Origin of the sequence: Tessaracoccus aquimaris, assembly GCF_001997345.1 — a bacterium.
Classification (GTDB): Bacteria; Actinomycetota; Actinomycetes; order Propionibacteriales; family Propionibacteriaceae; genus Arachnia; species Arachnia aquimaris.
On record NZ_CP019606.1, the window covers coordinates 3,520,887 to 3,543,240 of the forward strand.

Sequence of the window (22,354 nt, forward strand, 5' to 3'; positions counted from 1 at the left end):
TGGCCAGAAGGACACTCGTGTGGATCACCTCAGGTTTTCCCTACGGCAAGGGTGAGCAGTTCATCGAGTCGGAGATCGGCCACTGGGCCGGAGCCGACGCTGACGTCGTCCTGCTCCCCGAGAACGCGGCAGGCGTCACAGCACGCCGCAGCGTGCCAGCGGACGTCGCCGTGTCGGACGATCTCGTCCGCGTCTGGCACTCGCGTCACTCCCAGGCGTGGTTCACGATGCGTGCCGCCGTCTCCCCGGTGTTCTGGCGGGAACTGACCTACCTGACGCGCACCCGCGCGCTCTCCCCCTACCGGGTCAAGCACGCACTGTTGTCGGTTACGCGCGTCCTGACCGAGTTGCGGGCGCTCAGGAAACTGGCCGATCGTGGCGACGGCCCCATCGACCTCGTGTACACGTACTGGATGTCGGTCGGAACCTTCGCCGCGTGCCTCGCAAAGCGGGAGGGGACCGTCCGTCGCGTCGTGAGTCGGGCCCACCGCATTGAGCTGTACGAGGAGGAGCGCCCGGCGCAGTACACCGCCCTGGTGCGCCAGTTCGTCAAGGACATCGACACCCTCTACACGATCTCGGACAACGGCAGGAGCTACGCCGAGGACCACTACGGGTTCTCCGCCGACCAGTTGGTGGTCTCGCGCCTGGGCGTGGCCGTCGACGCCCCGCCGACCCCGCCAGCAGGGCCGGACGCGCTCAGCGTGATGTCGGTCAGTTCGCTGATCCCCGTCAAGCAGGTGGAGCGCCTCGCCGAGGCGCTCGGGTTGGTCGCCGAACGCCTGCCGGACGTCCAGATCCGCTGGAGGCACGCCGGGGACGGTCCGCTGAGGCCCGAGATCCAGGCAGCGGCAGAGAGACTCTCGGCGGCCCATCCGAACCTTGACGTCGAGTTCCTGGGCCAGGTCGGAAACGCCGACCTGATGGCCAGGTACGCCGTCGAGGAGGTGGACGTCTTCTGCAATGTGAGCGCGAGCGAGGGCGTTCCAGTCTCCATCATGGAGGCGATGGCCCGCGGGATTCCTGCGGTCGCGCCTCCCGTCGGCGGCACCGCGGAGTTGGTGCTGCCCGAGTTGCTCCTGGACGCCAACTGGGCCGTGCCGGATCTCGCCGAGGTGCTGATCCGGCAACGGATGGCGTTCAAGTCCGCCGAGATGCGGCAGCGAGCGGCGGGCGCCGTCGCTTCCGCCTACGACGCCGCGTCGAACTACCGCCGGTTCGTGGGCTCGGTACTCGGCGAAGGCACCGTCAGATGAGGGCGCCGCTTCAGCCCATCGCGGCGGTCCTGCTGTTCCTGATGCCGCTCGCATCGGCGCTCGGATCGGTCATCACCATCGGTGGGCTTGCCGTGTCGCGGCCCCTCGCAGGGGTCCTGCTCCTGGTCGCCCTGACCATGCTCGGCAGGTGGGGCATCGCCGCCAGCATCTCCGTGGCGCTCGGGACCGTGTGGCTGGTGCCTGGGCTGTTGGGGATGGGCGAGAACGACGCCATCCGGCCGTTGCTTTCGGTGGTACTGGGGATCGCGACGCTCGTGTCGTTCCTCCTGGTCGCGCGCCAACCGCGGGACGTTCGCGTGCTTGTGTGGGGCTGGGCCTTCGCCTGGGTCATCGCCGTCCTGCCGGGGCTACGCGAGATCCTGACCGGCCAGCGGATGCCGAACTATCTGGAGAGTTCGAGCCCGTACATCCGGCTGGCGTCCAAGGACGCTGCCTCCTTCTTCGTCAACCCGAACCTGTTCGCCCTCTTCCTTGGCGCCTCGATGCTGGTGCTGCTCATGGGCGCGGAACTCGAGCGCGGGAGGCGACGGTGGGTCCTCGTCGTGATGGCGCTGGCGAACCCGTTCCTGATCCACTTCACGGGAAGCCGGATCATCCAAGCGGTCACGCTGCTGGTGGCCGCCTGGTACGTGCTGCGCGCCCTGCGCTCAGATCTGGCGCGCAGGCGGATCCTGGCCATCGGTGGGGCCGTCGTCGTGCTCGGGGTCGCGGTCTTCGCTGTGCTTCCAGGCTCGCAGGCCGCTCTTGCGACGTATCTCAAGGGCTCCGGCTTCACCCGCATCAACCTTTACCTCAACGGGCTGTGGATGTTCGGCTCGACAGGGGGCGTCGGGGTCGGACCGGGAGGCTTCGAGCGCGTCATCCTCAGCGGTGAGGCACCGCTGGAGACCGGCGGCGCGAACAACCCGCACAGCGGCGTCGTCGAACTGATGAGTGACTACGGATCCGTGGTGTCGGCCTGCATGGCGGCACTGTTCATCGCGCTGTTCATCAAGATGGCGCCGAGCTTCTGGCGAAGGTTCGCCGTTGGCCGTCACGCCGTCTGGGGTCAGGCGCTAGCGATGGCCGCGTTCACCTTCCCCGTGGTGTCCTTTGCCAACAGCGTGTTCTTCGACTCGCCGATTGTCTGGCTGTACGCCGCCAGCCTGCTGGTCTTCGTCCAGAGGTTCCTCGACGAGCGGGCGACGATGCTGCCAGCGGTTGTGCGCGCCCCGCTGCCTGCGCTGCCGCTTCGGATGCGGAGCCTCAGGCGATTGCGGCGGGCGGAGGCGAGAGGCGTCAGCCCCGCCGGTCGTTGAGCAGGTCGCGGTAGCGTGACACGAACTCGGTGGCACCCTCTTCCCAGGAGGGCAGCGGTGCAAGGTCCGCCGCGAGCGCCGCGGCCTCGCCCCGATCAATGCCGTCGAGCAGCGTCGGCAGTTGCGTCGACGGTGACTCGAGGACGATCTGCTCGGCGAGCGCACCGAGCCTGCGGCGCGCCTCGGGCAGATCGGAACTGACCGGCGGCACGCCCGCGGCGAGCGCCTCGAAGAGCTTGTTGGGCGACGACCAGGCGTAGGAGAGCGCGCCCGTCTCGATGAGCGCCAGCGCAAGGTCGGCCTGTCGCACGAGCGAGACGACCTCGCCCGGCGGCACCGGCGGCCGGCGGTGCACGAAGCGGGACCGGGCCGCGGCGGCCTCGACAACGGGGAGCAGGTCCCCCGCACCGACGAAGACCACGTGGGCCGAGGCGGCCGCCTCGAAGGCCGCGACGATCAATTCGATGTTGCGGCCGCCCGTGATGTTGCCGGTGTGCACGAAGAGCACCTCGTCGTCGGAGAGCGCGAGGTCGGTGCGCAGGTCGACGTCGGTTGGCGTCGCCTGAGCCGCGGAGGGGTAGTTGTACAGGGTGACCGGCGTGGCGATCTTCGGGTACGTCTCGTCGTACCAGTGGGTGATCTGCTCGTTGACGGTCGTGACGAAGGCGCAGCGGCCGATGTAGCGCCGCTCGATGAGTTCGGCGACCCTGCGCTTGGCGCCCACCATGGTCGGCGTACGGGTCTCCAACTCGTGCGGGTTGTAGACGACCGGCGCGCCCGTCGTGCGAGCAAGTGCGAAGGCGAGCGGAAGGGTCCAGACCGTGTGGGCGCTCACGACGCTCAACGGCTGCCTGCGGTACTCCTGGTAGACCCGGCGGTACCAACCCCCGACCTTCGAGACCCTGCCGAGGAGCGTCTCCCTCTTCGGCGCCGTCGTTCCGAGCCTGTCGATCTGGATGCGGGCAGCGACCTGCTCAAGCCCCTCCCTTTCATCCACCTGGAGGCCGACCAGGCGCACGTCGAGGCCGTCGATCCCTTCGGTGAGCGAATGGGCGATCCGCAGCAACCTGGACGCGTTGTCCATGGGGGAGGGGTAGAGGTGAATGGCGAGGCTCATGCTGGTGACTCCTTGTCCGTCGTGCCGACCTGGGTGAGCACGAAGATGAAGATCAGGAAGAAGCTGACGGTCAGGTTCCGAACCAGGTACGTGTCGAACAGGTGCGCGGGGAGGGTGGCCACCAGCGCGGTGATGGTCGCCGCGCGGTGGCGTGGTCGGCGAACCCACGCCCAGACCATGCCACCCGTGACCAGGCCGAGCGTCAGAAGACCCACCGCCCCCAGTTCGGCGAGGGCGAACAGCACCGTCGAATGCGGGCTCAGGAGTGCGTCACCCCACGGCGTCGGGTGAAGGCCCGCGCCGGGTACGGGCACCAGCCCGGTGTCGAAGGCAGCGCTCGGCCACAGCCGTCCCGACCCCACGCCGGTCAGGGGCGACTGCAGCCATGCGGTCCAGGCAGTCGCCGCGTTGACGGATCGCTTCTCGTCGGAGAAGTTGAAGAGGCGGGCCAGCGACGGTACGAAGGCCGCCAATGCGGCCACCACGGCGAGGGCGCCGGCGGCGACGAACAGCCAGACCCGTCGACCCTCGTGCCGCCAGAGGGCGCTGCCAAGGCTCAACACCACGAAGAGCATCAGGCACACCACCCCGGCGCGCGAACCGGTGCCGATCAGCAGCACCATGCACCAGGCGAAGCCCACCAGGTCGCTCCAATGTCGGGTGGTGCGCCAACGATCGAGGAACACCCCGCCCGCCACGAGGAAGACCACGTGGATGACGGCCGACCCGCCCATGGCCGTCGCAGCCCGGAGAGTGTGGTGCGTGAGGACCTGCCGCACCCAGGCCAAGGCGCCCGCGACGGCGGTCGCCCAAGCCAGCGCCGAGAGCACCCTCTGGCGAATGCCCGGCGGTACCAGGAGTGCGCCGAAGATGGCGGCGAGCATCGCAACGACCGCGGCCGCCATGGGAGCGACCAGCAACCCCCGGGGCACCGGCCACTCCTGAGACGTGACCACCACCGGCAGTGGACCGAGCAGTGAACTGATCAGCGAGACCAGGGCAAGGCCCGCCGCCCCGACGAGTGCCACCTGAGCGGGGCGCGACAGCCCGGTCCAGGCCCGGACTGCGGGAACGGACAGGACCAGCAGCGCGGTGAAGAGCCAGCCGATCATCGGCCAGGCGGGGTAGCCTCCGAGGCCAGGACGATCCTCCAGGCCTACGAAATGCAGGGCCGCGCCGGCGAGGACGATGAGCCACGCGACGGTTGCGCGGTACGGAGTCCGGTCGATCTGCAACCAGTCGAACATCCGCCTCAAAGGCGCGGTTGGCATGGCGTTTCTCGCTCCCTCCGTCGGCATGGTGATGGACGGCCTCGTCAAGTATATTGATCGCGGCAACGAGTTTCAGGGGGTCCAACAGTGTTCGAGAAGTCGAGCGGACAAGCATTCGGAGGCAGGTGGGTCACGCGCACGACGCGGGTAGGCGCACTTGCCCTGAGTTTGGTTCTGATGGGAAGCATGGGCCTGGCTCATGCAGACGAGGGCGTGCCTCCCAGCGCCAACACCGATGCCGAGGCCAACACCCCGGCGCCCATCACGATCGCTCCAACCGAGCCGACCCCCTCCGCCAGCAGCGCGCCCTCCAGCGCGGACCCGAACGTGACGACGAAGCCCCTGGTGAAGCCTCGGACGCTCACACCGCTGACGACGAACGGTTCCACTCCGACGCTGGTCGCCGCTCCGAAGGTCGCCGCGACGTTCAATCTGGCGTGGACCGGCAAGGCCGGCCCTGTCGTCGGATCGTCGTATGTCTTCTCGGGCACCGGCACCCCGGGAGCGCCCGTGGTGATCTGGTGGGACGTGGACGGCGGATCCAACTGGCGCAAGTTCGCCACCGGTAGCGCCATCGCCGCGGACGGCACCTACAAGGTGGTCGTCCGGGCGGGCAGCGCCGGATCGTTCAAGTTCACCGCGACCGGCGGCCACCAGCCCGGCACCGACGGCACCGGTTCGTGGGGGACCCGCGCCGTGTCGGTGCGGATCTACAACGCGGCGACCCCGACGTTCAACACCGCCTACACCGGCAAGGCCGGCCCCGTCGTGGGCGCCAGTTACGTCTTCTCCGGCACCGGCACCCCTGGCGCACCCGTCGTGGTGTGGTGGAAGTCGACCGGCGGTTGGAACGCGTTCTCCACGCGTGGCACCATCGCTTCGACCGGCAAGTACTCGATCTCCATCCCGATCACCAGCGCCGGATCGTTCCAGTTCACCGCGACCGGCGGTCACAAGCCGGGCACCGACGGCACGGCCTCGTGGGGGACCCGCGCCGTCTCCCTGCGCACCTACAACCCTGTGACGCCGAGCTTCAACGTCGGCTTCGGCACTGGCGGCGCGGTCGTGGGCTCGACGTATGTGTTCTCCGGCACCGGCAATCCCGGTGCTCCCGTGGTCGTGTGGTGGCGCACGTCTGGGGCATGGAAGCCGTTCTCACAGCGCGGTACCGTCGGCACCGACGGTCGCTACCGCATCACCGTTCCGATCGGCAGCGCCGCGACCTTCCAGTTCACCGCCACTGGCGGGCACACCCCCGGCACCAACGGCACCGGATCGTGGGGCACCCGAGCCGTGACCGTCAAGGTCGCTCCCAAGTCGACCTTCCGGCTCGACAAGCGCTGCACCACCGGGCGGGCAATCTGCATCTCCAAGACACAGCGCAAGCTTGCGTGGGTCGTCAATGGCCAGATCCAGATGACCATGGACGTGCGCTTCGGCTCGGAGCTGACCCCGACCCGGGAGGGTTCGTTCCAGGTCAACTGGAAGTCCCGCAACCACGTCTCCAGCCTGTACCACACGCCGATGCCCTACGCCCTGTTCTTCTCCGGAGGGCAGGCAGTCCACTACTCCGCGGACTTCGCGGCACGTGGCTACAACGGGTCCTCGCACGGCTGTGTGAACGTGCGCGACAAGGTGAAGGTCGCCAAACTGTTCGACCTGGCTCGGGTCGGCGACAAGGTGATCGTCTACAAGTGACCACCCCATGAACGGCGAGTGCCCGCACCTCACGAGGTGCGGGCACTCGCCGTCTGATGGGTCGTCAGCCCTTCAACACGTCCAGGAACTCGGCGGCGAGGCGAGGCAGTGAGTGCTTCTCCCGAACCCACGCCACCGAGGCGGCGGCGATGCGCCCGCGCTCGGCGGCGGGGACCGCGACCGCCGTCCGGATCGCCTGAGCGATGCTCGCTGGATCCTCGGCCGCGGCCGCGATGGTGCAGCCGGACTCCACCAGCGGGGAGTGCTGCGAGGCAAAGGCGTTGACGATGGGCACACCGGTCAGGAGGTAGTCGAAGATCTTGTTCGCCGACACCCCGAACTCGTACAGGGGGCTGCGCTTCGACCCGATGTAGAGCGCGTCGCACAGCGACAGCGATTCGTGGACCTGAGCCTTCGGTATCGTGCCGAAGAAGACCACGTCGGCGCCGAGCGACCTCGCCTGGGACTCCAGGTCCGCGCGATGCAGTCCGTCACCGATCAGCACGGCCGTGATGGGCTCGTGGCGCAGCAGCGCCATCGCGGCCACGAAGTCGTCCATGGCGTTTGACGTCGTGAGGCCGCCCGCATAACCGATCACGCGGCGTCCCCTGGCATGCAGGTCGCCGATCAGGTCGACGAGCGCCCCCGGCGCGGCGAGTCGCTCGCCGTCCTCGTCGATCCCGTTGGGGATGGGGATGACGGGCGTGGAGATGCCAAGCGAGCGCACGTGGGGCTCGGTGTTGGGGAGGATCGACACCACCGCATCGCTGTTGCGATACGCGGACTTCTCCGCGACGCCCATCGACCACATCAGCGGATGCCTCGCGCTGTGCCCGCCCAGTTCGATGGGCGTCAGCGGCCACAGGTCGTGGATCTCGTGCACCAACCGAGCGCCCGACGCCTTGGCGAGCCGCTGCGCGAACCAGGTGTCGAAGGGGTACGTCGATGAGGCGATCACCGCATCGGGCTTCAGCGTCTTCGCCATCGAGGCGGAGGCGCGGATGCCGCCGCCGACGAAGTCGGCCATGCTCAGCACCCTGCTGAGCCCGTTGCCCTCGTACCTGCGGTTGCGCAGGAACCGGAACTCGACACCGTCGACGTCGTAGGGTCGGCCCGGCTCGGCGTCCTCGAAGTTCTGCTTGCGCAGGTGGCTGTAGGTGCCGGCGATGATCGTCGTGTCGACCCCGAGCTTTGCCCATTCGGTGGCCATCGCGTGCGGACGGTACTCCATCCCGACGCTGGGAGATCCCGCGTAGTGATCGATGTAGGCGATCCTCATCTCACTCCTCCGGGCGTTCGAGCGTGATGTCGTCCAGGCCAGCGGCGGCCTCGGCAAGCGAGCGGAGGCCGGCCTCGGTGGCGTTGTCCTGGTGGGTGAGCTTCGCCATCGACTCCGGGTCGGCGCCGTCGACGGTTGCCAGCAGGTCCGGGTCGAGCGGCGGGACCTGGACCCTGCTGATGAGTTCGTGACTGGTGGGCGACCTGTCCTCGTCCTCAGAGAACAGCACCTCGTGCATCTTTTCGTTAGGACGCAGCCCGGTGAAGATGATCTTGACGTCCTTGCCGGAGCGGGCGATGAGGCCCCGCGCCACGTCGAGGATGCGCACCGGTTCGCCCATGTCGAGGACCAGGACGTCAGACGGCTTGCCGATGGCGCCCGCTTGGATCGTCAGCTCGCACGCCTCTGGGATGGTCATGAAGTAGCGGGTGATGTCCGGGTGTGTGACGGTGAGTGGGCCACCGGCCTCGATCTGGCGGGTGAACGTGTGCAGCATGGAGCCTCGCGAGCCGAGGACGTTGCCGAACCGGACCGACAGGTAGGTGTCGCCGGTCTTCAAGGCGAAGAACGCGGTCAGTTCCTCCGCGAGCCGCTTCGTCTTGCCCAGCACGCTCGTCGCATCTGCGGCCTTGTCCGTCGAGATGTTGACGAAGCGCTTCACGCCGTACTTCTCCGCCGCGCGCAACACGTTCAAGGTGCCGAGCGTGTTGGTCTTCCAACCCTCGAGCGGGTACTGCTCGAGCATCGGGAGGTGCTTGAGGGCTGCCGCGTGGAACACGACAGTGGGGCGATGCGTGTCGAACACGGCGTCGAGCGCCTCGGCGTCGCGAATGTCGCAGAGCACCATGTTGGGGGTGTCGAGCAGTCCCTGGTTGAAGATCGTCAACTGGGTGCCGTGCAGACCGGACTCGTCCCGGTCGAGCATGACCAGTTCCTTGGGCCCGAAGCGGTAGACCTGGCGGGCCAGTTCGGACCCGATGGAGCCGCCCGCGCCGGTGACGAGCACCACCTGGCCGGAGAGGTAGTCGGCGATCTCGCCCAGGTTGGTCTGGATCTGAGCGCGCCCCAGGAGGTCGGTCACGTCGAGTTGGTGCAGGTTCGACAGTTGCACGCGCCCGGCGACCAGATCCTTGGTCGGGGGCATCACCAGCGTCGTCAGCCCTGCCTCGTCGGACAGGGCGGAGATCTCCCGCATCAGGGTGCGCGATGCGGTGGGGAGCGCGACGATCAGCGTGTTGACGCCCTTGTCGTTGGCCGCCGCGACAAGGTGCTCACGCCCTCCGAGCACCCTGCGTCCCGAGATGTGGAGGTGGCGCTTGGTGGTGTCGTCGTCGATGAAGCCGACGATCTCATACGGGGCGTCGGGATCGTTGGAGAGGAGCCGTGCGAGTTGCTGACCGGCGTTGCCTGCGCCGTAGACGAGCACCGGGGTCTGATCCTGCGCCTGCCCCCTGCGGACCCCTGCACTGATCGCCCTGAACACGGATCGACCCGCCGCCATCAGCGCCAGCGCCGCCAGCGGCACCGCGTAGGTCACGACCCTCGGATAGCCGACCGGAGCGAACAGGATCGACCCGATCAGCAGCACGACGCCGACTCCGAGGGTCACCCCGGCGAGCAGGACCGCCTCCTCGAAGCTGGCCACCGAGTAGCGGCCGCGGTAGAGCTTGACGAGGTAACCGACGAGCAGTTGCAGCACGATCGCGACGACGGCGTACTGGAGCACGAACATCGCCTCGGCGCTGCGCAGCGTGAAGCTGTAGCGGGCCACGACGAGCGCCAGGGCCGCCAGCACCCAGCTCAGCGAGTCCCACAGCGCCAGCCCGATGCGGGTCGCGAGCGTGCGCGTCTGTTGAATCGGCATGGTCATCCTCCTGATGCAGTGACATCGATGGCGTGTTCGGCCATGCGTGGCATGGTCAGCCTTTCACGACGGCGGCAAGAGTCTGGAAGATCAGCCGCAGGTCGCCGATGAAGCTTTGGTGACGGACGTACTCGCGGTACATCGCGACCTTCCGGGGAAGGATGACCTCGACGTAGTGGCGTTCCGGATCGGAGGACTCGGCGAGTTCCTCCTGCTCGTTGCGGTAGGCGATGGCGGCCGGGTCGCTGATGCCTGGGCGGACGCTCAGGATCTCATTCCTGGCTCCCGGCTCCCATAGGTCGACATAGCGCTGGACCTCGGGCCGTGGGCCGACGATGGACATGGTGCCTTCGAGGACGTCGATCAGTTGCGGCAACTCGTCGAGCTTGGAAGCGCGCAGGAAGCGGCCGACGGGGGTGATCCGGTCGTCGTGGGCGCTCGTCACGAGCGAGCCAGCATTCGAGACCCGCATAGACCGGAACTTGTGGATCTTGAACATCTCGCCGTTGCGACCCACCCGCTCCTGCCGGAAGAAGACGGGCCCACGGTCCTGCAACCAGACGGCGAGCGAGACGGCCACGAACACAGGCGACAGCGCGAGCAGCCCCAGCACGGAGGCGAGAACGTCGAAAGCCCTCTTCAGCATGCTCAGCCCAGGATGCGACGGGTCGCGTCGATGACCTGATCGACGTCGTCGTCGGTCATGGCGGAGAAGATCGGAAGGCTGCAGGCCTTCGCGAACTCGGCCGTCGCCACCGGGAACTGTTCCGGCGTCAGTCGGTAGGTGTCGCGCCAGTAGGGCTGGATGTGCAGCGGGATGAAGTGAACGCTGGTGCCGACCTGGTTCTCTGCCATCAGTTCGATGAACCGGTCCCGGTTCACCGGGGCGTTCTCGTCGAGCTTCACGCAGTACAGGTGCCACGCATGGGTCGAACCCTCAGGGGCGTGGGGCGGCAGCGTCAGCGGCAGGTCGGCGAAGGCCTCGTCGTAGCGGGCCGCGATCTCACGGCGCCTGGCGACCATCTGGTCGGTGCGGCGGAGTTGGACCCTGCCGATCGCCGCGGCCATGTCCGTCAGGTTGTACTTGTACCCGGGGGCGACCACGTCGTAATGCCAGGCGGGTTTGGTTGAGGTGTAGCGGCCGAAGACGTCCCGGTCGATGCCGTGCAGGCGCATGGTGCGCATCCGCGCGGCGAGGTCTGCGTCGTGGGTGAAGACCATCCCGCCCTCGCCCGTGGTCATCGTCTTGGTGGCGTAGAAGGAGAAGACGGTCGTCTCGCTCTGGCTCGCGCCGACCAGGAGCCCCTCGTTCAACGTCGGGAACGCGTGCGCGGCGTCCTCGACGACCTTCAATCCGTGCGCCCCGGCGAAGGCGGCCAGTTCGGAGTTGGGGACGGGGAGGCCGGCGTAGTGGACCGGCGCGACCGCGACGGTGCGATCGGTGATCTTGCGCTCGGCGTCGGCGAAGTCGATCGCCAGCGTGTCGGGGTGGACGTCGACCAGGATGGGTTCGCCGCCCAGGTAGCGCACGGCCTCCGCCGTCGACGTGAACGTCCACGTCGGCACCAGCACCTCGTCGCCCGGCGTGATGCCGATGGCCTCGAACGAGAGGTGCAGCCCGGCCGTGGCGGAGTTGACGGCCACTGCGTGCACGTCGCCGCCGATCCGCTCGGCGAACTCCTTCTCGAAGGCGGCCGTCACCGGGCCTGTCGTCAGCCAACCACTTCGAAGGGTCTCCGTCACCGCAGTGATTTCTTCTTCGCCGATGTCTGGCCGCGCGAAGGGCAGGAAGTTCATATCCGGCATGCTACACGCGCCGTCGGTTCCGCCAGCGCCGCGCGGTGCCGGCGGATGCACCCTAAAGGGCTGTGACTACAGGTCAAGATCGCCCCGTACCCGGCGACGGTCAGTCGAGTATTAGACTTGCGGCGACCGCGCTACGGAAAGTTGTTTACATGGCTGAGCCAAGGATCCTCCCGTCGGCAGATCTCGACGACGGCGTCACTATCGGAGATGGTTCGTCGATCTGGCATCTCGCGCAAGTGCGCGGGGGCGCGGAGATCGGCGAGAACGTCATCGTGGGGCGTGGCGCCTACATCGGTTCGGGCGTGCACATCGGTGACAACTGCAAGATCCAGAACTACGCGCTGGTCTACGAGCCGGCCTACCTGGAGAACGGCGTCTTCATCGGGCCGGCCGTCGTCCTGACCAACGACACCTTTCCTCGGGCCATCAACCCCGACGGGACAAGCAAGAGCGCGCACGACTGGGAGCCTGTGGGGGTGACGTTGCGCGAAGGGTGCGCCATCGGAGCGCGTGCCGTGTGTGTCGCCCCGGTCACCGTCGGTCGGTGGGCCACCGTGGCGGCCGGCTCGGTCGTGACGAAGGACGTCCCCGACTTCGCGCTCGTGGCGGGAGTCCCGGCCAAGCGCATCAAGTGGGTTGGGCGATCCGGCTTCCCGCTCGAGCAGACGGGTGACAACACCTACGTGGATCCCCACACCGGCGACAAGTTCATGCAAGAGGGAGAGACCCTCACACTCATCGAGGAAGCGAAATGACAGATACCTTCATCCCCCCGGCCAAGCCGATCATCGGTGACGAGGAGCGGGAGGCGGTCGACCGTGTGCTGCGTTCCGGCATGATCGCTCAGGGGCCAGAGGTCGCGGCGTTCGAGACGGAATTCTCGGAGCACTTCGGGCTCGGACGCGCATGCGTCGCCGTGAACTCCGGCACCTCCGGTCTGCACCTGGGCCTGCTGTCGAGCGGCGTCAAGGCGGGCGACGAGGTCATCGTCCCCAGCTTCACGTTCGCCGCGACCGCCAACTCTGTCGCGCTGACCGGCGCCACGCCGGTCTTCGCCGACATCGCGCTGGATGATTTCACGCTCGACCCGGCCTCCGTCGAGGCGGCCATCACCGACAAGACCGTCGCGATCATGCCCGTCCACCTCTACGGCCACCCCGCGAAGATGGCCGAGCTTCAGGCCGTCGCTGACAAGCACGGCCTCAAGGTCTTCGAAGACGCGGCGCAGGCCCATGGCGCATCGCTCAACGGCACCCCCGTCGGCGCTTTCGGCACCTTCGCGATGTTCTCGCTCTACCCGACCAAGAACATGACCTCCGGTGAGGGGGCATGGTTTCGGCGGCCGATAACGAGGTGGAGCGCAACCTGCGCCTCTACCGCAACCAGGGCATGCTGCAGCAGTACCACAACGAGGTCGTCGGCCTGAACAACCGCATGACCGACATCCACGCAGCCATCGGCCGGGTGCAACTGACCAAGGTCGACGGCTGGACCAAGCAGCGTCAGGACAACGCCGCGTTCCTGTCGGCGAACCTCGAGGGCGTCACCGTCCCGCACGTCGCCGACGGCGCCGTCCACGTGTACCACCAGTACACGGTTCGAGTCTCCGAGGACCGTGACGGCCTCGCCAAGGCGCTCAAGGACGAGTACAACGTCGGATCCGGCATGTTCTACCCCGTGCCCAACCATCGCCTGAAGCCGTTCCAGCGCGATATTCACCTGGCAAACACGGAGCAGGCGGCGCTCGAGTGCCTGTCGCTTCCGGTGCACCCGTCGCTGTCCCAGGGCGACCTGGAGCGCATCGTCGCGGCCGTCAACGCCCTCGCGAAGGCTGGTGCGTGATGGCGAACCTGCGCGCCGGCCTGATCGGCCTCGGCATGATGGGGCGCCACCACGCCCGGAACCTGCGCGCCATCGACGGTGTCGACCTGGTGGCGGTGGCAGACGCGATGGGCGATCCCCATGGCGTTGCCGGCTCCTTGGACGTGCTCCCCAACGTCGAGGCCCTGATCGAGGCGGGGATCGACTACGCGGTGGTCGCGCTGCCCACCGAGTTCCACGAGGAGGCGGGGCTCAAGCTGGCCGCTGCGGGCGTCAACGCCCTGATCGAGAAGCCGCTGGCTAAGACGACCGAGGCCGCCCGAGCACTCGCCAAGGCCTTCGACGAGGCGGGCGTGATCGGAGCGGTCGGCCACATCGAGCGCTACAACCCCGCACTGCAGAGCCTGCGGTCGCGGCTGGAGGCCGGCGACCTCGGCGACCTCTACCAGATCTCCACCCGCAGGCAGGGTCCCTTCCCCAACCGCATCGCCGATGTGGGCGTCGTGAAGGACCTGGCGAGCCACGACATCGATCTGACGGCTTGGGTGACGCAGCGCCAGTACGAGTGGGTCGGCGCACGGACCATGTACAAGTCCGGACGCGAGCACGAGGACATGGTCTCGGCGACCTGCACCCTGAGCGGGTCGCTGATGAGCAACCACCTCGTCAACTGGCTCACCCCCACCAAGGAGCGGTTGACCATCGTCACCGGCGAGAAGGGCATGTTCGTCGCAGACACCCTGACGGCGGACCTGACGTTCTACGCCAACGGGCAGAGCCTGCACGTGTGGGACGACCTGGCCCAGTTCCAGGGCGTCACCGAAGGTGACGTGACGAAGTTCGCGATCGCCAAGCCGGAGCCCCTGCGCGTGGAGCACGAGAACTTCCGCGACGCGGTGCTCGGCAAAGAGACCGACATCGTCACCCTCGAGCAGGGGGCACGGGTCGTGGAGGTCTGCGAGGCCATGATCGCCTCGGCGAAGACCAACGAGTTCATCCGGGTCAGCTGAGACTGACGATGACAGGAGGCGGTGTGTGTGGGTGTCTACTCGCACACACCGCTTCTTTGTTGTGTTCTAGATGATGTGGGTCGTGGAGGCCGTCGCGAGCAGCGCGGAAACCGCCTGACCCCTGAGTAAGCTGAAACAGGGTGCATGGAGCACCACGAGGAGGAGACACGTGAAGATCGCCGTCGTTGCTCTCGGCAAGATTGGTCTGCCGTTGGCCGTACAGTTCGCAGACTCCGGCCACGAGGTCATCGGGGCCGATGTCAACCAGGCGGTCGTTGACCTGGTCAACGCCGCCAAGGAGCCGTTCCCAGGCGAAGCCCACCTTCAGGAGAAGCTGAGCGAGCTCGTCCCGAGCGGTCGACTCCGCGCCACCACCGACACCTCCGCGGCGGTCGCGGAGTCGGACGCGGTCGTCGTGGTCGTGCCGCTCTTCGTCAACGAGGAGGGCGTTCCCGACTTCGGATGGATGGACGAGGCGACCCGCAACATCGCAGCCGGGCTCAAGCCCGGGACTCTCGTCAGCTACGAGACCACGCTGCCCGTCGGCACGACCCGCAACCGTTGGAAGCCGATGCTCGAAGAGGGGTCCGGCCTCACCGAGGGCCAGGACTTCCACCTGGTCTTCTCCCCGGAACGGGTCCTCACGGGGCGCGTGTTCGAGGATCTGCGGAAGTACCCGAAACTGATCGGTGGGCTCTCCGAGGCGGGCGCCGAGCGGGCTCGCGCGTTCTACGAGGCAGTCCTCAGTTTCGACGAGCGTCCCGACCTGCAACGCGGAAACGGCGTGTGGGACCTGGGTTCCGCGGAGGCGGCCGAGATGGCCAAGCTCGCCGAGACGACGTACCGTGACGTGAACATCGGGTTGGCCAACGAGTTCGCGAAGTTCGCGGGCAAGTCCGGCATCGACGTCTACCAGGTCATCGAGGCCTCCAACTCGCAGCCGTACAGCCACATCCACCGCCCGGGCATCGCCGTCGGCGGACACTGCATCCCCATCTATCCCCGCCTCTATCTCTGGACCGACCCCGACGCCACCGTCGTCGAGACGGCGCGCCGAGCTAACGCAGGGATGCCCGCGTATGCGGTCGACATGGCGGCGCGGGTCGTCGGCGACCTGGCAGGCAAGCGCGTCGCGGTGCTGGGCGCCGCCTACCGCGGCGGCGTCAAGGAGACCGCCTTCTCGGGCGTGTTCCCCGTGGTGGCGGAGTTGCGTGCGCGGGGGGCCGAGGTCGCCGTCAACGATCCGATGTATTCGGACGAGGAGATCGCGCGATTCGGCTGGGCCCCGTACCACTTCGGTGAGGAGGCCGATCTGGCGATCCTGCAGACCGATCACGCCGAGTACCGCGCGCTGGCCGCGTCGGACCTTCCTGGGGTGACGACAATCGTCGACGGTCGCCGCAGCCTCGACCCCGCCAACTTCCCTGGCGTGGAGATCGCGGTGATCGGCCTCGGCTGAGCGGACCGGAATGCGCCTCGCCCCGTTCGGGGTGGGGCGCTTTCGCGTCAGTGGACCAGGACGATCTTGCCGATGTTGGTCCCCGAGACCAGTTGCTGGTGGGCGGCGCGCACGTCGTCGAAGGGGATGCGCGTCTCGGGGGACGGCTTGATGCGGCCGTCGGCCAGCATCGGCCAGATCTCTTGCTCGACCGCCTGGCAGATCGCGGCCTTCTCCTCGTCGGGGCGGAACCGCAGCGACGTCGCCGCGACAGTCGCACCCTTGTTGAGCAACAACCCCAGGTTGAGGGTGCCCTTGATGCCGCCCTGCAGGCCGATCACGACGAGGTGACCGCCCTTCTTCAAGGCCTTGACGTTCAGTTCGAGGTATTTGGCGCCGATGATGTCGAGGATCATGTCCGCCCCACCGGTGGCCTCGCGCAGCGCGTCGACCCAGTCGCCGTGATAGTCGAAGGCGAAGTCGGCGCCGAACTCGCGGCAGTGCTCCAGGTTGCGTTCGCTGCCTGCGGTGGCGGCCACGATCGCGCCGAGGGCCTTCGCGTACTGCGTCGCAAAGGTGCCGATGCCGCCTGCGCCGCCGTGCACCAGGAACACCTGACCCGCCCGGAGCCTGCCGACCCGCACGTTCGACAACACGGTCGCGGCGACCTCGAGGACGCCCGCGGCCGAGACCAGGTCCACGCCCGGGGAGGCGCGATCGCCTGACCCTCCTTCACGACGAAGAACTCGGCGTATCCGCCGCCCGCGAGCAGCGCCACGACCTCGTCGCCGACCCGCCAGCGGGTCACGCCCTCCCCGACCGCCGCGACGATGCCGGAAGCCTCAAGGCCGATGGTGGCGGTCACGCCCGGGGGAGGCGGGTAGTGCCCCTGGCGCTGCAGAACGTCGGCACGGTTGACGCCGCTTCCCACCGTCCGCACCAGGATCTCTCCCACGCCGGGCGTCGGGGTCTCGACCTCACCGATCCTCAGGACGCTCTCATCACCTGGCTCATCGACGATCACTGCTCGCATGGTTCCACCCTAGTGTGGCGGTCGGCACCTCGCTGGGGGCGGGCAGCCGCAGAGGGACGGCAGGTTCGAGTCCTGTGGCCCCGGCGATCCGCCTGGGGCGGCGCGTTCCGGCTCAGAGCCAGTCGAGCGACCTGCCGGAGGTGAACGATCGCGGCGTCCCGTCGACCGGGTCGTCGAACTCCAGGCCGTAGGCCAGCAGGCGAAGCGGCGTCGAGAAGTCGTCGATGGCCGTGTCGAGCACCCGCGGGTAGAGCGGATCGCCCACCAATGGGATGCCCAACTGCTGGAAGTGCGCCCTGATCTGGTGCGTCTTCCCGGTCAGCGGCCGCACGTCGTACAGCGCGTGGTCGCCACGCACCTCCAGCAGGTCGACGTCGGTGAACGCGTTGGGCGGCGCGTCGAGGGTGTCGGCCTGCATCGTCCCGACCCGCTTGACCAGGTGCGACTCGACGCGCAGCGGGAACGTCAGCGCGGGGTCGAACGAGGCGATGGCCCGGTAGGTCTTCCGCGCGGTGCGGCGCGAGAACAGTTCGTGGTAGGGCGCGCGCCACCGCTTCTCGGTGGTCATCAGCAGGATGCCTGCGGTGCCCCTGTCGAGGCGATGGGCGGCCGAGAGTTCCGGCAGGCCGAGCATCTGCCTTGCCTTGACGACGGCGCTCTGGACTACGTGCCTGCCGCGCGGGATGGTGGACAGGAAATGGGGCTTGTCGAGGATCACTACGCGCTCGTCGCGGTGGATCACCAGCAGGTCCCCCGGCACCTCCGCCTCGTCGCGCAGGCTGCGGTGAAACCAGACGAAGGTGTGCGGCCGGTAAATCTCGTCGCCGCGCCAGGGCCGACCGTCCCCGTCGACGAAGGCACCCTCTGCGAGCAGTGCGTCGACGTCCTCGGGGGAGGGCGCCAGTTTGTGGACGAGCCAGTCCCGCATCGTCGGCCAGGGGAGCGGAACGTCGGGGTCGCGGTCCGGGGTGCGCACCCACGCGGCCTGCAGGCCGTGACGCGGCGGGAGCGGAGACTTGGGTGGCACCGGCCCAGGCTACCGGGCGGCGTCAGGCTGGTCGGCGACGCGAGGCCTTCAGGCGGTCGCGGAGGTCGTCCAGGACGGCGTCGATCTGGTCGGGATCCGTGGTGGAGAAGTAGAGGTGGGTCCGCCGCTCGGGGCCGTGGTAGATGATCACGTGCCCTCCCTCGCCGGAGCGGGTGACCTGGTTGACGTCGAGCCAGTCGCCGACGTGTTCCTGGCCGTGGCCGACGAGGCTGTAGCCGTCCTCGTCCATGGTGAGGTAGACACGGAGCCTGCGCATCGCGGCGACCGCGACGGCGGCGAGCAGGACCCCGCAGGCGAGCAGGATCGCCCCGACGATCGTGACGGCGAGGTGCCAGCCCTGCGAGACGGCCAGCACCAGCAGGCCTGCCCCGACCAGGGCGCACAGCGCCGCGATGACGAAGGCCCGCACCGGGGGGCGGGACTGGATCAGGTAGGTCGTCTCGGCCATGGGCTGAGCCTACCTGTCCGGGTCCGGCGGCCGGATGCCGCACGCGCTAGCATGGTGCAGCACTGGCGAGGTCGCATAGTGGACTAGTGCAGCCGCCTTGAAAGCGGCCGAGGGGCAACTCTCCGTGGGTTCGAATCCCACCCTCGCCGCCAGTGGAGGTCAGTCACCCTGCCAGGCGCAGGCGTCGCCCACGTTCTGGCTCCCGTCCTGCAGCAGTTGCTCGTCGCGCGTCGGGGTCGACCCAGGCTCGGTCGGCGACGGCGACTCCTCCTGACCATCCTGCACCGTCGGGCTCGGGCGGGGAACGACCGGCGTCGAGGTCGGGGCGTTGGTGGTCGGCTTCGCGGTCGGCGCAGCAGGCTCGGCGATCGCCGTCTGCACAGCGGCGTGCATCTCGTCGAAGTCGGGGCGGTTGGGCGAGTAGCCGTTCTTGCCCGGCGCGAACACCAGGCGGGTGACCTTGCCCTTGTCCTTGACCCGGAAGGCCAGGTCGATGAAGGCGCCGAACTCGTCGCGCGTGACGTCGGTGGTCAGGATCTGCGCGGAGGCCGCGGCGATCGGCTCGAACGAGGTGAGCAGAGTCTCGGGATTGGCCTGGTCGATGATGGCGTCGACGAGGCACGACTGTCGCGCCATCCGGTCGTAGTCGGAGGAGTCGTAGCGGCTGCGGGCGTACCACATGGCGTTGTAGCCGTCGAGCTTGCGCGCCTCGCCGCGCTCGACCGTCCCGTGCGGCCGGATGCCCGCGTCACGGCTCCCGCCGATCGGGAGGTCCCGGTTGACGTTGATGGTCACCCCGCCCATCGCGTCGATCAGTGCCTGCAGGCCGTCGATGTCCAGCATCACGAAGCGGGAGATCTCGAGGCCCGTGATGCCCTGCACGCCCTCCTTGAGCGCCTCGGCACCTGGGAAGGTGCTGCCTGCGAAAAGGTCCTCGTAGTCGCCGCCCTCCTCGGTCTTCTCCCAGATTCCGTTGACGTACCAGTTGCCCGGGTCGCCCTCGCCTCGGAACCCGTCGGGGAACGTCTCCGCCATCACGGAGCCCTCCGGGAAGGGCGTCCTTGGCAGGTTGCGGGGAATCTGGATCAGGGTCGTGTTGCCGGTCCTGGTGTCGATCGAGGCGACCATGATCGTGTCGGTCCGCACCCCGAACTGCTTGATCCGCTCCGCACGGTCGGCGTTCCCGTCGGCGCCCAGCAGCAGGACGTTGACCCGCGGCGTTCCCGCCCACGGGTCGGGCGCGTTGCTGGCGATGGTCTCACGGCTGCTTGCCTTGATCTCGGACGCCTGCGGCAGGACGGTGTCGAGCAGGCGATCGGCGTCGCGCGAGTACTGCGCCGCGACTGCCGTTGGGGCGGCGACGCCGAAGGCGAGGGCGGCGACGAGGACGGCTCCGACCGCCCGCTTGTTGCCGTCGACCCGCGGTGGGCGGGTGGCGATCTGGGTGAGCGCGATCAGCATCACCCAGGCGACGGTGATCGCACCAAGCACGAATCGGGCTGACGAGAGGGTCGCCTCGGCCTGGGCGAACCGCGCGAGCGACGGGAGGTCCGTCAGGGCCCAGATGCCGAGCCAGAGAATAGCCACGAGGCTGACGACGGAGGTGATCAGGCCGAGCAGCCTGAGGCGCGGCACGCGTGCCCCCAGCAGCCCTGATCCGGGCAGCACCGTCGACGCAACTGTCAGCAGCAGGGAGCGACGCAGCAGCGGCCAATCACGGCCGGAATCTCGTGACCTTGCGGGCTTGGGCATCTGCGCTGAGGCGGTGGGAAGGTCACCCCACTCCCGCGACCGTTCGGTCGCGCCTTCCGGGTCGAAGGCACCCTTGCGCACGACGGTCGGTTCGGAACCGTCGGCGTCAAGCCGCGGATCCGCAGCGTCCCGGCCCCCGTTGGGCATCGCCTCGTCATTCATTCGCGCCTCCGGGCGCAAGCTTATCCGGGCGTCGCGAGCGGCCGGCGCGATGGGGCGGGAACGATCAGCCCTCACCCTGCCAGGCGCAGGCATCGCCGACGTCCTGGACGCCCTCGGGGGATTCGCTCGGCTTGGTCGACTTGGGCGAGGAAGGGGTGCCGCCCTCCGAGGCCTCGGTGGTCGCCTTGGCGGTCGGGCTCGCGGGAGCCTCGCCGGTGGACGTCGGCTTGGGCTTCGCGGTGGTCGGCTTGGCCGTGGGAGCCGTCGCGATGGCATCGGTCACCACCGCGCGCATCTTCGCGAAGTCCGGATCGTTGTAGCTGTACCCGTTCTTGCCGTTGGAGAACACCAGGCGCTTGATGGTGCCCTTGTCCTTCACCCGGAACGCGAGGTCGATGTAGGCGCCCAACTGGTCGTCGGTGATGTCGGTGGCGAGCATGTCGGCTGAGGCCTTGATGATCGGCTCGAAGTTCGTCAGCAGTGTCTGCGGGTTGGCCTGGTCGACGATCGCGTCGATCAGGCACGACTGTCGCGCCATCCGGTTGTAGTCGTTGGTGTTGTAGCGGCTGCGGGCGTACCACATGGCGTTGTAGCCGTTGAGGTGCTGGTCGGGGCCGGGCTCGAGGTAGCTCTTCGGCTTCACGTTCTTTGCGGTGTCGCCGCCGATCGCGAGTTTCTCGTTGATGTTGACGGTGACGCCGCCCATCGCGTCGATCAGTGCAGAAAGGCCGTCGATGTTGAGGAGCACGAACTGGTTGATCTCCAGACCGGTGACGCCCTCGACGCCCTGCTTGAGGGCGTCCGCACCGCGGTAGGTGCTGCCAGCCATCAGGTCGGGGTAGTCGAGTTCGACGTGCTGCCAGATGGTGTTGATGTACCACTCGCCCGGATCGCCGTCGCCGCGGAAGCCGTCGGGGAAGGCGGCAGCCATCTCGGAGCCCTTCGGGAACGGCGTGTACTGCACGTTGCGCGGGATCTGGATGAGCGTGGTGTCGCCGGTCTTGGTGTCGATGGAGGCGACCATGATGGTGTCGGTCCGGATCGAGTACTTGGCGACCTGCGCGGCGCGGGCCGCGTCGCCGTCACCGCCGAGGAGGAGGATGTTGACGCGTGCCTGGTCGGCCCACGGGTCGGCCCCGGTGCCGATGGTCGGCTTGCTGTTGGACTTGATGTCGTCCTTGTTCTTCAGGATCGCGTCCAGCGCGAGGGACGTGTCGCGCGAGTACCTGGCCGCCACGGCGGTCGGCGCGGCGACCCCGAACGCGAGAGCGGTGACGACGACGGCGCCGAGGATTCGCCTGCCCCGGCGCAGCCCCTCGGGCCGGGTGGCGATCTGGGTCAGAGCGATGAGCCCCACCCATACGGCGGCGACCAGGACCAGCGCCCAGGTCGCCCGGTTCAGGAAGCCCTCGTTGCCCGCCACCCGCGCCACGCGCGGCAGGTCGGTGAGCGCAAAGTAGCCGACGAACGCGGCGGCGGCGACGCTCGCGAGCGCGGTGACGCCACCGAGGATCTTCAGGCCGCGTTGCGGGGCCCCCAGCAACCCGGATCCTGGCAGCACGGCGGACGCGACAGTAAGCAGCAGCGAACTGCGCAGGTGCCTACGGGAGTGCCCGTCATCGGCGTCGGGTTCTGCGGCGCGTGCCGCTGCCCCGGGGGCGGTGGTCGTCGCGGTGGCCACGGCCTCGCGCGGGGTGGAGTCGTCGGGTGCGGAGTCGTCGGAGGCGCCGGGTTGGCTCGGCGCCGCGGGGCGGAACCATGAATCCGTCGGGGCGGTGGTGCGTGCCGACGGCTGGGGCTTGGGCGCGCCCGATCCGCTCGGCGCTCGGAAGGTGTCCTCGGGGAAGCTGAACGGTTCGTTGCGGATGACGGTGCGGTCGACGTCCTCAGCGGCGCGAGACGGGTCGACGGGGCTATCTGGCACGTCGTCCGGCTCAAGGGCGCGGCGTGGTCTTCCGGCGTCGTTCATGTAACCTCCTGCGCTCCAGAGTAACCCGACCCGTTTGCTGACGCGTAGCCCGCTCGGCTAGTC

Annotated in this window: 16 protein-coding genes, 1 tRNA gene and 2 pseudogenes; 8 read left to right on the top strand and 11 right to left on the bottom strand. The window is 68.3% G+C overall.

The window, feature by feature from the left end:
* The first annotated feature begins 17 nt into the window (after positions 1-17).
* Both BW730_RS15995 and BW730_RS16000 read left to right on the top strand, forming a co-directional pair.
* Complete coding sequence (locus BW730_RS15995; RefSeq protein WP_077687143.1) at positions 18-1,256, top strand: glycosyltransferase; 1,239 nt, start codon at positions 18-20, stop codon at positions 1,254-1,256.
* On the top strand, positions 1,253-2,575 hold the full coding sequence (locus tag BW730_RS16000) for an O-antigen ligase family protein (RefSeq protein WP_077687144.1): 1,323 nt from the start codon (positions 1,253-1,255) through the stop codon (positions 2,573-2,575). Before BW730_RS15995 ends, BW730_RS16000 begins: the two co-directional genes overlap by 4 nt.
* On the opposite strand, the gene BW730_RS16005 is transcribed toward BW730_RS16000, so the two are convergent.
* Entirely contained in the window at positions 2,556-3,692 is a 1,137-nt protein-coding gene (locus BW730_RS16005) for a glycosyltransferase (RefSeq protein WP_077687145.1), read from the bottom strand. The two genes, BW730_RS16000 and BW730_RS16005, sit on opposite strands and share 20 nt — an antisense overlap.
* A complete protein-coding gene (locus tag BW730_RS16010; RefSeq protein ID WP_158522701.1) occupies positions 3,689-4,963 on the bottom strand; it encodes an O-antigen ligase family protein in 1,275 nt (424 codons plus the stop codon). Before BW730_RS16010 ends, BW730_RS16005 begins: the two co-directional genes overlap by 4 nt.
* Positions 4,964-5,149: 186 nt before the next feature.
* Between BW730_RS16010 and BW730_RS16015 the strand changes: the two genes are divergently transcribed.
* Entirely contained in the window at positions 5,150-6,661 is a 1,512-nt protein-coding gene (locus BW730_RS16015) for a L,D-transpeptidase (RefSeq protein WP_077687699.1), read from the top strand.
* Positions 6,662-6,725: 64 nt separating this feature from the next.
* Here the strand turns inward: BW730_RS16015 and BW730_RS16020 are convergent, their stop codons facing one another.
* Genes BW730_RS16020 through BW730_RS16035 form a run of 4 tightly spaced genes read right to left on the bottom strand, consistent with a single transcriptional unit; the run spans position 6,726 to position 11,601 of the window.
* The gene (locus BW730_RS16020; RefSeq protein WP_077687147.1) at positions 6,726-7,940 is read right to left on the bottom strand and encodes a glycosyltransferase family 4 protein; all 1,215 of its coding nucleotides are present in this window, start codon (positions 7,938-7,940) and stop codon (positions 6,726-6,728) included.
* Between the two features lies 1 nt (position 7,941).
* Positions 7,942-9,804, bottom strand: coding sequence for a polysaccharide biosynthesis protein (locus BW730_RS16025; RefSeq protein ID WP_077687700.1), 1,863 nt, complete (start codon positions 9,802-9,804; stop codon positions 7,942-7,944).
* A 55-nt stretch (positions 9,805-9,859) separates the two neighbouring features.
* Entirely contained in the window at positions 9,860-10,450 is a 591-nt protein-coding gene (locus BW730_RS16030; RefSeq protein WP_077687148.1) for a sugar transferase, read from the bottom strand.
* Positions 10,451-10,452: 2 nt separating this feature from the next.
* Positions 10,453-11,601, bottom strand: a complete 1,149-nt coding sequence (locus BW730_RS16035) for a DegT/DnrJ/EryC1/StrS family aminotransferase (RefSeq protein ID WP_077687149.1) — start codon at positions 11,599-11,601, stop codon at positions 10,453-10,455.
* Between the two features lie 158 nt (positions 11,602-11,759).
* On the opposite strand from BW730_RS16035, the gene BW730_RS16040 reads away from it, so the two are divergent.
* The 4 genes and pseudogenes from BW730_RS16040 to BW730_RS16055 all read left to right on the top strand — a co-directional run bounded on the left by BW730_RS16040 (position 11,760) and on the right by BW730_RS16055 (position 15,900).
* Positions 11,760-12,365, top strand: a complete 606-nt coding sequence (locus BW730_RS16040; protein WP_077687150.1) for an acyltransferase — start codon at positions 11,760-11,762, stop codon at positions 12,363-12,365.
* Positions 12,362-13,452, top strand: a pseudogene (locus BW730_RS16045) (DegT/DnrJ/EryC1/StrS family aminotransferase). Before BW730_RS16040 ends, BW730_RS16045 begins: the two are co-directional and overlap by 4 nt.
* Positions 13,452-14,441 carry a Gfo/Idh/MocA family protein gene (locus tag BW730_RS16050; protein WP_077687151.1) on the top strand — a complete coding sequence of 330 codons (990 nt, stop codon included), beginning with the start codon at positions 13,452-13,454 and terminating at the stop codon, positions 14,439-14,441. The pseudogene BW730_RS16045 and the gene BW730_RS16050 overlap by 1 nt, the downstream one beginning before the upstream one ends.
* Before the next feature lie 169 nt (positions 14,442-14,610).
* Complete coding sequence (locus BW730_RS16055; protein WP_077687152.1) at positions 14,611-15,900, top strand: nucleotide sugar dehydrogenase; 1,290 nt, start codon at positions 14,611-14,613, stop codon at positions 15,898-15,900.
* A 47-nt stretch (positions 15,901-15,947) separates the two neighbouring features.
* On the opposite strand, the pseudogene BW730_RS16060 reads toward BW730_RS16055, so the two are convergent.
* The 3 genes and pseudogenes from BW730_RS16060 to BW730_RS16070 form a co-directional block, all read right to left on the bottom strand.
* Positions 15,948-16,912: pseudogene (locus BW730_RS16060) on the bottom strand (NAD(P)H-quinone oxidoreductase).
* 112 nt (positions 16,913-17,024) lie between these two features.
* Positions 17,025-17,840: a pseudouridine synthase gene (locus BW730_RS16065; protein WP_226997240.1), complete on the bottom strand. Its 816-nt coding sequence runs from the start codon at positions 17,838-17,840 to the stop codon at positions 17,025-17,027.
* Positions 17,841-17,961: 121 nt separating this feature from the next.
* Complete coding sequence (locus BW730_RS16070) at positions 17,962-18,408, bottom strand: hypothetical protein (protein WP_077687154.1); 447 nt, start codon at positions 18,406-18,408, stop codon at positions 17,962-17,964.
* 64 nt (positions 18,409-18,472) lie between these two features.
* Here BW730_RS16070 and BW730_RS16075 point away from each other — a divergent pair.
* A tRNA-Ser gene (locus tag BW730_RS16075) sits at positions 18,473-18,560 on the top strand.
* A gap of 7 nt (positions 18,561-18,567) precedes the next feature.
* Here the strand turns inward: BW730_RS16075 and BW730_RS16080 are convergent.
* Both BW730_RS16080 and BW730_RS16085 read right to left on the bottom strand, forming a co-directional pair.
* Positions 18,568-20,322, bottom strand: coding sequence for an LCP family glycopolymer transferase (locus tag BW730_RS16080; RefSeq protein ID WP_158522702.1), 1,755 nt, complete (start codon positions 20,320-20,322; stop codon positions 18,568-18,570).
* 64 nt (positions 20,323-20,386) lie between these two features.
* Complete coding sequence (locus tag BW730_RS16085) at positions 20,387-22,291, bottom strand: LCP family protein (RefSeq protein ID WP_077687156.1); 1,905 nt, start codon at positions 22,289-22,291, stop codon at positions 20,387-20,389.
* Positions 22,292-22,354 lie beyond the last annotated feature (63 nt).